A 10,139-nucleotide genomic window follows, 5' to 3' on the forward strand; every position below is an offset into this window, starting at 1 on the left:
CGAAGAAGCTGCGTTGACGGCGTGCATGCGGAACTACTCACGGTTCTCAATGCGATAGTAAAGAGCGGAACGTCGTGGCTTCAGGGGAGGAGTCTGCGGAGAGGTGTGGAAACGCTCCATATGATTGAGCACGCTGACTACCCAGGTGTGATCAAATCCTCCTTGTGCCAGGGAAGCAACTGGCATTCATCCAGATGGGTAGGCATATCGCAGCCAATCGAACCATTCTCAAGCGCCTGGCTGAGATCGATAAGACATTGCCGGGTTCAGCGTTCGTGTCTCGAGGCTATAGAGGCCGGCCAAATCGGCGTCGAGCATCACCCTGTGGTCTCGAATGTCGGAACAAGGGACTTAAGAGGTTTGGGCTGCTTCATGCGATCTGCCTCCCAATGCATGGTGTCTTTCGGCATTCCTGCTCCGCTTCAAGCTAGTCGAGAGCATCGAGGACTCTACTGGGAGTGGTGTCTACAAGCCACATAACCGGCGCAGTCTGCGTTTCTGCTCGTAACGGCTCCACACGGCTTCATCTTCATTGAAGCGGCTGGCAAGTGCGTGAGAATCGATGAACAGTCTCATGACATGGTGATCCTAAAGATGATCACCCAACCCATTGCTTTGCGTTGGGCAGTGGGCAGTCCAGCCAAATCAGACAATGAAAGCTATGCAGAAGGTCGGCCGACCAATTCAATAACAGCGGCCATGAGACCATCGGCCACCGAAGTCATGAAATCTAGATTCAATGTGTCGAGGGTGTCCGTCGATCGATGATAATGAGGATTGCGGAAGTTGGCGGTATCGGTGAGCATGACGGCGGGAAACCCTTGTTCCCAGAAGGGGGTATGGTCGCTGCGTCTGGTATCCGGGAGCTTTTCTCCGTTACCCGGTACGACCAGTGGAACGATCGAGAGGTGCGACTTCATGGCCTGGGCAACTGCGCCGGTCAAAGTACGCGATTGTTCGTTGCCGATCACGGCCAGAAAATTTCCAGTTGTGGGCACGGCGATGGGCACACCGGGAGGGATCTTCTGCGAGTTTGGTCGCTGACTCGCATAGCCGACGCATTCCAGCACGATTGCTCCGTGAATCGCTTCACGATTCTTTCTCAGAAGCGCTGTATAGGCGGAGCTGCCGAGCAAGTTCTCTTCTTCCAAGTTGAAGCCTATGAAATGAATCGGTCTGGCCAATTTCATGGCTCGGACCTGGCGAGCGATCTGGAGCATCACCGCGAGGGCGCTGGCGTTATCATCGGCGCCGGGAGACCCCTGCACAGTATCGAAGTGCGCGGCGACGATCAGCGGGGGTGCGGAACGGTGGCGCTGGGTGTCGGGAATCGCGGTTCCAATCAGATTATGGTAAGTGCCGCCCAACGCCTGGAACGGTTGCCTCGTGACGGTCAGGCTTGTTTCAGAGAACTGTCGGTGGAGATAGGCTTCTGCTTCCTGGAGGCGAATCGGAGAAGAGAGTGGATGACGCTCGCCTATGAGGCGATGCAAGTCGTTGTTGAGTTGATAGTGATCAACGGGCACGTGGTTCGTCCGCACGCGGAGAAATTAATTCACAATTTCGGTCCCGATGCCCTTGCGGGTGAAGATTTCGAGAAGAATGGCATGGGGAATACGCCCGTCAATAATGTGGGCTTTCCCGACCCCCTCGCCCAAGGCGTCCAGGCACGCATGGACTTTCGGAATCATCCCCTCCGTGATGGTCCCTTTTTTCATCATGCGCTGCACATCTTTGCGTGATACGGTGGACAAATGGCGTCCGTTGGCGTCGCGAATGCCTTTGATATCGGTCATCATGAGGAGTTTCTCTGCGCGAAGCGCTCCGGCTACGGCTCCCGCGACAAGATCGGCATTGATGTTGTACGTGTTGCCTTCGCGATCCGTTCCGATGGGCGCGATGACCGGGATGTAGTGATCCTCCTGGAGGTTGCGTAACAAACCAGGATCAACTCTTTCGACATCACCCACTAATCCAAAGTCGCCTTCGCCGTCTTCCCCGTCCAACTCGCGATCAAGGCTTTCCGCCCAGGCCTTGGCCGTCAGCGGCTTGCTGAGAATCAAGCCGCCATCCTTCCCGCTCAAACCGACCGCGCTGCCACCGTGTCGGTTGATGAGGTCAGTGATCTCCATGTTGATTTTTCCCGCCAAGACCATTTCCACGATTTCCATCGTGGCCTCGTCGGTGATCCGAACACCATGGCGGAATTTTGCTTCGATGCCGAGCCGGTCGAGCATCTTGTCGATTTGAGGTCCGCCGCCGTGGATGATGACCGGGTTGATTCCTACATACTTCAGCAAGACGACGTTTTGCGCAAACCGTTCCTTGAGGGAAGTGTCCGTCATCGCGTGGCCGCCGTATTTGACAACCACGGTCTTTCCTCGAAACGTGCGCATGTACGGAAGGGCTTCGATGAGGACGTTGGCTTTTTTGATCAGTTTGTTCATGCTGAGCCTTTCGGCGGACCTTTATAGAATATACCGGCTCAGGTCCTGATCCTTCACGATATCTTTCAATCGATCCCGGACATAGGCAGCGGTGATACTGATCCGTTTGTCGGGCCAGCCTGGTCCCTCGAAGGAAATTTCCTCGAGCAACCGCTCCATGATGGTAAAGAGGCGACGCGCGCCGATGTTCTCAGTCCGTTCATTCACCTGCACCGCCACCTCGGCGATCTCCTCCAGACCATCCTTGGTGAACTCAATGACGAGGCCTTCGGTGGCCAGCAAGGCTTGATACTGCCGGACCAAGGCTCCTTTGGGTTCCGTAAGAATGCGGACAAAATCGTCTTTCGATAACGCGCTGAGTTCGACGCGAATCGGAAATCGACCCTGGAGCTCCGGAATCAGATCCGACGGCTTCGCCACATGAAAGGCACCGGCGGCGATGAAAAGGACGTGATCCGTCACGATGGGGCCATGCTTGGTGTTCACCGTGCAGCCTTCCACGATGGGGAGGAGGTCGCGTTGTACGCCTTCTCGAGACACATCGGGTCCCATGGTGCGCTCGCGACCGGCGATCTCGTCAATCTCATCGAGGAACACAATCCCGGTCTGTTCCACCTTGGTGATAGCTTCCCGCGTGGTATCCTCCATATCGATTAGTTTCTGCGCCTCTTCCTGAGTCAAGTGCTTGAGCGCCTCCGGCACTTTCATAAGTCGTTTCTTTTTCTTACCTTGGAACATTCCACCCAGCATGTCCCGAAGATTGCTTTCAAGATCGTCGAGTCCGCCTACGTTGGAGATAACTCCGACTGGAAGGCTCCGCTCCTTGACTTCCATCTCAACCGTCCGTTCATCCAGCTTCCCTTCTCGCAACTGTAAGCGCAGCTTCGACCTCGTCGTTTCGTGAGAATCCTGAGAGGAGGCTTGAGCTACCGGATCGTTCGGGCTGTCCACAAAGCCTGGCCGAGGGGGAGGTGGTGGTAAAAGCAGATCGAGCAATCGTTCTTCGCCTTGTTGTTCCGCCTTTTGCTGAACTGCCGCCAGCCGTTGTGTCTTGACCATATTGATGGCCAATTCGGTCAAGTCGCGGATGATCGATTCCACATCGCGCCCGACGTAGCCGACCTCCGTAAACTTCGACGCCTCGAACTTGATGAAGGGGGCTTCTGCCAGCTTGGCGAGGCGTCTGGCAATCTCTGTTTTGCCCACGCCGGTCGGCCCGATCATGATGATGTTCTTCGGCATCACCTCGTCTCGGAGATCAGGAGACAATTGCTGGCGGCGCCAGCGGTTGCGAAGAGCGATGGCGACCATCCGCTTCGCATCCTTTTGTCCGATGACGTAGCGATTCAGTTCTTCGACGATCTGGCGCGGGGTGAGACTATTGAGATTCAGCGGTTCGGTCTGGCTCGTGAGAGATTTCATGATGGTGAGTTATCCTCGAAGTTCTTCAACAATAATCTGTTGGTTGGTGTAGATGTCAATAGAACCAGCGATGTTCATGGCTTCGGTGACAATTACCGGAGCCTCGAGTTGGGAATGGCGCAAAAGTGCCCGGGCAGCCGCCAAGGCATAGGGACCACCCGATCCAATGGCCAGAACGCCGTCTTCAGGCTCCACGACATCGCCAGTGCCCGAGATGACGAACGATTGTTCACGACCGGCGACGGCAAGTAACGCCTCCAATCGTCGAAGCACACGGTCGGTTCGCCAATCTTTTGCCAGTTCGACTGCTGCCCTTGTGAGATTGCCTCGATACTCCTCCAGCTTGCTCTCGAATTTCTCGAACAGTGTGAAGGCATCAGCGGTGGCCCCGGCAAATCCTGCCAGCACCTGGTCGTGGTGCAAGCGTCGCAGTTTCTTGGCGTTATGCTTCATCACCGTGGTTCCAACGGTCACTTGTCCGTCGCAGCCCATGGCAACCTGCCCGTCGCGCCGGACGCAAAGGATAGTGGTCGAGCGAATGATCATGACGATTTCCGGGCCTTTCCTGACAGATGGCTTGGCGTCGCCCGTGCGCGGGGGTGGGCGCTGTCATACACCGTGAGGAGTTGATCCATTGCCAGATGCGTATACTTTTGTGTCGTGCTTAGCGAGGCATGGCCGAGCATTTCCTGTATCGAACGGAGGTCTGCTCCCTCATCGAGCAGATGAGTCGCATACGAGTGCCGCAAGGCATGAGGACTGACCGCTCCGCTGGCGAGACGGCTGGAGTATCGAGACACCATTCGAGCGACGCTCCTCGTGGTGATCCGACCTCCGCGATGATTCAAAAACATCGGAGTCGTCGACAGATAACCGCTGGAGGACGGTTGTTTCAAGGACTTGCGATACTCGTTGATCGTCTGAAGGGCCAGATCCCCGATCGGAACCATCCGTTCCTTGCGGCCTTTCCCCCTTAAACACACGAGTCCGTCCGTCTCGTTCAGGTCATCGAGATTGATTCCCACGACTTCACTCACGCGAGCACCGGTCGAGTACATCGTTTCCAGCAGAGCACGATCGCGCAAGGAAAGGGACGATTTCCCGGTCGGAAACTCCATGAGTGCCGCCGCATCGTCCTTTGTCAACACTCGAGGGAGTGGCTTTGGCAACTTTGGAGTCCTCAGGTTCTCCGTGGGGTTCTTATGAAGGTGTCCCTCGCGAACGAGAAACCGAAAGAAACTTCGCAGGCAAGCCAGCTTTCTGGCTAAAGATGAGGCTTTCTCGCCTTGTTGATCCAAGCTGTGTAGGTAGGCGCGAATAGCGTTGCCTGTGACCGTATTGATGTGGACGGGCACGGCTTCTTGCTTGGTTCGTTGAAGGAACTTCGTCAGCTGATGAAGATCGGATCGATAATTGCGAATCGTCTCGGGTGACGCGTTCCGTTCGACCTGGAGGTGCATTACGAAAGCCTTGATCGCATCTTCCATGAGTCAAAATCCTCAAGGGCTCGCCGGCTCATCGCGAGACGCTTCTTCTCTTTGTCTTTGGGAGGGTTCGACAACGGAGGGAACAGGCCGAAATTGGTATTCATCGGCTGGAAATGGCGAGGATCAGAGGAGGCGACATGAGTAATCAAGCAGCCGTGCGCGGTTGTGGGCGGAGGCGTGATCGCCGGTTGTCCGGTCAAGGTTCGCGCCGCATTGATGCCGGCCAAGCCTCCCATCGCTGCTGATTCGGTATAGCCTTCGACACCGACGAGCTGCCCCGCAAAAAACAATGTGCCGCGGGCTTTGAATTGCAGCGTATTGAGAAGGAGCTGCGGGGAATTGATGAACGTGTTGCGATGGAGGCTTCCGTACCTGAGGAACTCGGCTTGCTCGAGCCCAGGGATCATGCGAAACACGCGCTTCTGCTCCGGATAGGTCAGTTTCGTCTGAAAGCCGACCAAGTTGTAACAGGTGCGATGGACATTTTCCGTGCGCAATTGGACGACCGCGGCTGACTCGCTTCCGGTCCGTGGATTCTTTAGGCCGACCGGCTTGAGCGGGCCAAACTGCATGGTCCGGCGGCCACGTTCTGCCAGCACTTCAATCGGCACGCAAGCTTCAAAATAGGGCGTCTTCTCAAATTCCTTCGGCTGTACCTTTTCCGCAGCCATCAGGGCATCGTAAAAGGCATTGTACTCTGCTTCCGTCATGGGGCAATTCAAATAGTCATCCCCGCCCTTGTCATAGCGAGAGGCACGAAAGACCACATCCATGTTGATCGACTCCGTGTCCACAATCGGCGAGATAGCGTCGTAAAAATATAAGTGCCGTGATTGCGTTACAGCGCGGATGGCCTGAGAGAGTTTATCGGAGGTCAACGGCCCAGTGGCGATAATGCAGAGGCAATCGATGGGAATGTCCGCGGCCTCTTCGTGAAGAATTCGGATTTGTGGGTGTCCTTGCAAGGCTCGGGTGATATGCGACGAAAACTGATCGCGGTCTACAGCCAGCGCCGATCCGGCTGGAACTCTGGCCTGCTCGGCTGCGGCAATGACGAGCGAATTCAAGCGCCGCATTTCTTCCTTCAAAATGCCCGGCGCATTTAAAGGATCGGCGGAGCCGAGTGAGTTTGAGCAGACGAGTTCGGCCAACCCGCCTGTCTTGTGTGCCTTCGTCATCTCTTTGGGGCGCATCTCGTAAAGCGTGACTTTGGCTCCGCGATTGGCTGCTTGCCAGGCTGCTTCCGATCCAGCCAGACCCCCGCCTACGATGACAATATCGTCACGCATGTGATTGGAACTTACGAACTCGGTGAGTGAAGGTGCATTGTACGAATCGATTTTTTGCCATGTCAAGGAAAAGGGCTGGTGAGAGCTGTTGGAAGAAGGTATGTCTCAATCCGCAGATGCTCGCCGATGAACGGACTGTGCCAAGCGCATGAGTCTTTCGCAACTCTGCTCTCCAGACGGCAAGCCTGATTTGTTTCTCCCCTTCGGCGGCCCGGCCATCTGACGGGATGGTCGCTTCGTCTTTGAAGTAAAGAATCGAGGCAGCCTCTCTTCTGATGCCCTGCGATACCCTCTTCCATGATGCCTAAACCATAGCGCTCGCCGATGATACCGACGTAGAGTCACTCCGGTCTACCTCATCTAGTGAGACCTGCCGAGTGGTTTCATCCCGGCTGCCGTACTCCATCCCATTCAGCCGTGTCTTGCGAATGCGCTGTAGCGTCTTCTCCACGGCCGCTCGTTCCGGCTACAGACCGAGGCAGGTGGAACTGACGAAAGCTCTGACAATGGGCTTGCATGGTTGTTGGTCCCTACGGGAGCTACTCGTGAGAATTTCTACGCCTGCAGCACTAGAAATTCAATGCGCTGGTCGAGACGAACAGGCGAATCCACCCCCGCGTTGACTGCCCACGAGGGGCAGTGCTAGAGTTCCCTCCTATCGGTCGGTCGGTTCACGAGGTTGGGCGATTAGCTCAGTGGTAGAGCGCTTCCTTCACACGGAAGAGGCCACAGGTTCGATACCTGTATCGCCCACCATGTTTCCATTAAATCTCTCTTTTACCTCGGGAGTTTCTTCAAAAAGTCGAAGGTTTGGACAGAATCCAGGATGTCGGCTACACTTCTGATTGTCTTGTCAGAGACACTAACCAAGCGAGGTACTGCGATGAATCTAGCGCAGAATGTCATCGGTATCGTGATGCTGACAATGGTCGCTGCAGGCTGCAGCACAACGCACCAACAAGGCGCAAGCGTCGATTCTAAGGAATACACGCCACCAACTAGCATTTATAATATTCTGGACAGCACCGCGCTGGTCTACTCGGACCCAGCCGCTGGTTCAGCGGTCAATGATCACCCCCTTCGCTGGCTTGGGTTTGTTGCAAACCCGATCGGCCATGCTTTCGATTATGGGATCAATCGCCCGATGTATACGCTGGCTAGCGGATTCGCCTATCTCTCCGGCTATACAGCCGAAGACAACATGGTGAATGCCCAACGCCGATAGTTCCGGTCCTTTCCTTGACGCGAAGGCCCGCTCTTCCAAAAGAGCGGGCCTTTTAATTTCCTCTTCGCGAAGACGCCCTCAAATCGTGTATTGTTGGAGCATCAGTGCAAGGATTACCCGATGAATTCTTTTCCGCTCAGGCCTTTGGCCGGACTCGTTGCGAGTGTGGGCCTGGTGATGGGATGTAGCGGTTCACCAGCTCCCATCAAGCCACCGCTCCCTCCGTCCAAAACCGACCTTATCCTGCTCGCCTCAACGGCGCTCTGCGAGCGTAAGGTCGATTTTGCGAGGAAATATCCCGCCACGGTTCACTCGACGAAGAACTGGGGAAGCGGCCATGAACTCATGATTCCGTTAGAAAACAGTGCTTCGCACGCAGAAGAATCCTATTTTTTCGATCAGGAAGGTGTTCTTGTCGGAGCGCTGTTCACGTTCCCGACAGGGCTAGACCTCAAACCTTATCCGGTGCTCCGGCGCACACTCTCACAGTTGAAACCGTCCGTGGAGTTTTACTTGAATGTGGCCCAATTGGAAACAAGAACAAGCATGGAGAGCAGCGCTCTCCTGGAAACGGGTGACGAAAAGACCACGACTCAGTATCTTGTCACCGGTCTCCCTGAGCATCCGGTCCTGCTTCAGGCTTCGTTCACTATTGATCCCTATGTCAGGCTCTTCTCTCCGTATCGACGCGAGTTCCTTGATCGACTTCGCAATCCGACAGGCGGCGAGGGGGGACAAAAAATGGAGAGTCAGGGAACCGAGGACAAAGAACCGTTCTCGTCTTTGCAACAATTCGCTCGGGGGCAAGCTGCTCAGCTCGCATACTGCGGTGACAAGAACTATGATGTCGCAGCAGACGCGTACCAAAAGGCGATTGCCAGTGGATTCACGAATAAAGTATGGCTTGCCGAAGCTCGGCATAAACTGGGAGTTACTTGGCAAGCGAAGGGGCAATTTGAGAAAGCGAAATCGGAATTGCTGCAGTCACTTGCCCTTAGGCCTAACATCCCGGAGGTCCTGAATAATCTCGGTACCGTCCAGGTACAATTGGGAGATAAAGCGGCCGGCTTGAGTTTATTTGAAAAGGCGGTGACTCTGCGCCCCAACTATGCTCTCGCTCGCTTCAATCTAGCTGAAGTGTATGAAACCACAAACCCTAAACGCGCTATTTCTGAATACGAAACCTATCTTGCTCTTGTCGAAGGTATAACCGAAGAGGAGTCTCGTGTCGCATATGCCAAGGATCGGGTTAAGGCTTTGAAACAGTAACTCCATCTCTTACCGAATTATACTTGTTCAATTCGCGCGAAGAAAGCGACTCAGCCTCGAGCCTGTTCTTCCTGTTCTTGGAGGGTTTTGCACTCTATGCAGAGGGTGGTTACCGGGCGAACTTTCAGCCGTTTGTAAGGAATGTCTCCGCTACAGCGTTCGCAAATACCGTATGTAGCGGCGTCCATCCGCTCCAAAGCTTCGTCGATCTTCTTGAGCAGTTTCCGCTCGCGCTCTCGAATTCGCATGGAAAAATTCTGATCGACTTCTGCGGATGCTTGGTCGCTGACATCGGGAAATGCTGCGAGATCGCCTCGATGTGTCAGGACTTCCCCGACATCATTCAGGATGGCTTCGCGTTGACGTTCGAGGTCACGGCGGATGTCGGGATATTTCGCCTTTCGGGCGCCACGTGGTTTCGGCTTACTCACCGCACGTTTGGTGCGCACGGGGCTCGGCGATTTGCTCGAAGTGCGTGTTCGGGAACGGCGTGTTTTCATATCTAAGGTTCCGCGCGCGAGAAAAACAGAGCACTATACCAATCTAAATGGGAGGGGTCAACGAGGGTTTGAACTTCCCGTACAGATTATAAATCACGCCGACCCTCGATCGATTTCAGCAACGTCACTTCATCGGCGTACTCAATGTCCATACCAACTGGAATCCCATAAGCAATTCGGGAAACGCGTACGCCGAAGGGCTTGAGCAACCGGGTCAAATAGATTGCGGTGGCTTCTCCTTCGATGGTGGGGTTCGTCGCGAGAATGATTTCTTCAACCCCACCGAGTTTCACGCGATCAACAAGTTCATCAGCTTTGATGTCTCCCGGACCTACGCCGTCGAGTGGGGAGAGTGCTCCCAATAGAACGTGATAAAGTCCGCGATAGGCGCCTGCCCGTTCGACGGCATACAGCGTACTTGGTTCTTCAACGACGAAAATCTTGGCCCGATCGCGTTTCGGGTCGAGACAAAACTCGCACAAGTCCGCTTCGGCGATATT

11 protein-coding genes and 1 tRNA gene are annotated in these 10,139 nt (G+C 54.9%); 3 read left to right on the top strand and 9 right to left on the bottom strand.

The annotated features are described in order from the left end of the window. Positions 1–228 precede the first annotated feature (228 nt). From ACOSYY_RS17715 to trmFO, 7 genes are all read right to left on the bottom strand, one after another. Entirely contained in the window at positions 229–336 is a 108-nt protein-coding gene (locus tag ACOSYY_RS17715; RefSeq protein WP_421664169.1) for an ORF6N domain-containing protein, read from the bottom strand. Positions 337–659: 323 nt separating this feature from the next. Further along, the gene (locus tag ACOSYY_RS17720) at positions 660–1,526 is read right to left on the bottom strand and encodes a M28 family peptidase (RefSeq protein ID WP_421664159.1); all 867 of its coding nucleotides are present in this window, start codon (positions 1,524–1,526) and stop codon (positions 660–662) included. Between the two features lie 24 nt (positions 1,527–1,550). Then, the gene (argB, locus tag ACOSYY_RS17725) at positions 1,551–2,447 is read right to left on the bottom strand and encodes an acetylglutamate kinase (protein ID WP_421664160.1); all 897 of its coding nucleotides are present in this window, start codon (positions 2,445–2,447) and stop codon (positions 1,551–1,553) included. Between the two features lie 21 nt (positions 2,448–2,468). Continuing rightward, positions 2,469–3,869, bottom strand: coding sequence for an ATP-dependent protease ATPase subunit HslU (gene hslU, locus ACOSYY_RS17730; protein ID WP_421664161.1), 1,401 nt, complete (start codon positions 3,867–3,869; stop codon positions 2,469–2,471). A 9-nt stretch (positions 3,870–3,878) separates the two neighbouring features. Next, positions 3,879–4,415, bottom strand: a complete 537-nt coding sequence (gene hslV / locus ACOSYY_RS17735; RefSeq protein ID WP_421664162.1) for an ATP-dependent protease subunit HslV — start codon at positions 4,413–4,415, stop codon at positions 3,879–3,881. Continuing rightward, positions 4,412–5,356 (bottom strand): tyrosine recombinase XerC, encoded by a 945-nt coding sequence (gene xerC / locus ACOSYY_RS17740; protein WP_421664163.1) that lies wholly within the window; start codon positions 5,354–5,356, stop codon positions 4,412–4,414. The genes hslV and xerC overlap by 4 nt, the downstream gene beginning before the upstream one ends. Further along, positions 5,329–6,696, bottom strand: a complete 1,368-nt coding sequence (gene trmFO, locus ACOSYY_RS17745; RefSeq protein ID WP_526023345.1) for a methylenetetrahydrofolate--tRNA-(uracil(54)-C(5))-methyltransferase (FADH(2)-oxidizing) TrmFO — start codon at positions 6,694–6,696, stop codon at positions 5,329–5,331. The genes xerC and trmFO overlap by 28 nt, the downstream gene beginning before the upstream one ends. A 630-nt stretch (positions 6,697–7,326) precedes the next feature. On the opposite strand from trmFO, the gene ACOSYY_RS17750 reads away from it, so the two are divergent. The 3 genes from ACOSYY_RS17750 to ACOSYY_RS17760 all read left to right on the top strand — a co-directional run bounded on the left by ACOSYY_RS17750 (position 7,327) and on the right by ACOSYY_RS17760 (position 9,139). Beyond that, a tRNA-Val gene (locus tag ACOSYY_RS17750) sits at positions 7,327–7,401 on the top strand. 127 nt (positions 7,402–7,528) lie between these two features. Continuing rightward, positions 7,529–7,870 (top strand): hypothetical protein, encoded by a 342-nt coding sequence (locus ACOSYY_RS17755; protein ID WP_421664165.1) that lies wholly within the window; start codon positions 7,529–7,531, stop codon positions 7,868–7,870. A gap of 120 nt (positions 7,871–7,990) precedes the next feature. Next, positions 7,991–9,139 carry a tetratricopeptide repeat protein gene (locus ACOSYY_RS17760; RefSeq protein ID WP_421664166.1) on the top strand — a complete coding sequence of 383 codons (1,149 nt, stop codon included), beginning with the start codon at positions 7,991–7,993 and terminating at the stop codon, positions 9,137–9,139. Between the two features lie 50 nt (positions 9,140–9,189). Here the strand turns inward: ACOSYY_RS17760 and ACOSYY_RS17765 are convergent, their stop codons facing one another. Together ACOSYY_RS17765 and recR are read right to left on the bottom strand one after the other, a co-directional pair. Further along, positions 9,190–9,588 (bottom strand): TraR/DksA family transcriptional regulator, encoded by a 399-nt coding sequence (locus ACOSYY_RS17765; protein ID WP_421664167.1) that lies wholly within the window; start codon positions 9,586–9,588, stop codon positions 9,190–9,192. Between the two features lie 137 nt (positions 9,589–9,725). Continuing rightward, positions 9,726–10,139 (bottom strand): recombination mediator RecR (gene recR, locus ACOSYY_RS17770; protein ID WP_421664168.1); only part of this gene is annotated, 414 nt, incomplete at its 5' end.

It is taken from the genome of Nitrospira sp. BLG_2, assembly GCF_049222245.1.

What these genes read in the sequence shown, in the direction of transcription:
- argB (WP_421664160.1), bottom strand. Translation starts at nt 2,447, where the DNA reads ATGAACAAACTGATCAAAAAAGCCAACGTCCTCATCGAAGCCCTTCCG.
- hslU (WP_421664161.1), bottom strand. Translation starts at nt 3,869, where the DNA reads ATGAAATCTCTCACGAGCCAGACCGAACCGCTGAATCTCAATAGTCTC.
- hslV (WP_421664162.1), bottom strand. Translation starts at nt 4,415, where the DNA reads ATGATCATTCGCTCGACCACTATCCTTTGCGTCCGGCGCGACGGGCAG.
- xerC (WP_421664163.1), bottom strand. Translation starts at nt 5,356, where the DNA reads ATGGAAGATGCGATCAAGGCTTTCGTAATGCACCTCCAGGTCGAACGG.
- ACOSYY_RS17755 (WP_421664165.1), top strand. Translation starts at nt 7,529, where the DNA reads ATGAATCTAGCGCAGAATGTCATCGGTATCGTGATGCTGACAATGGTC.
- ACOSYY_RS17760 (WP_421664166.1), top strand. Translation starts at nt 7,991, where the DNA reads ATGAATTCTTTTCCGCTCAGGCCTTTGGCCGGACTCGTTGCGAGTGTG.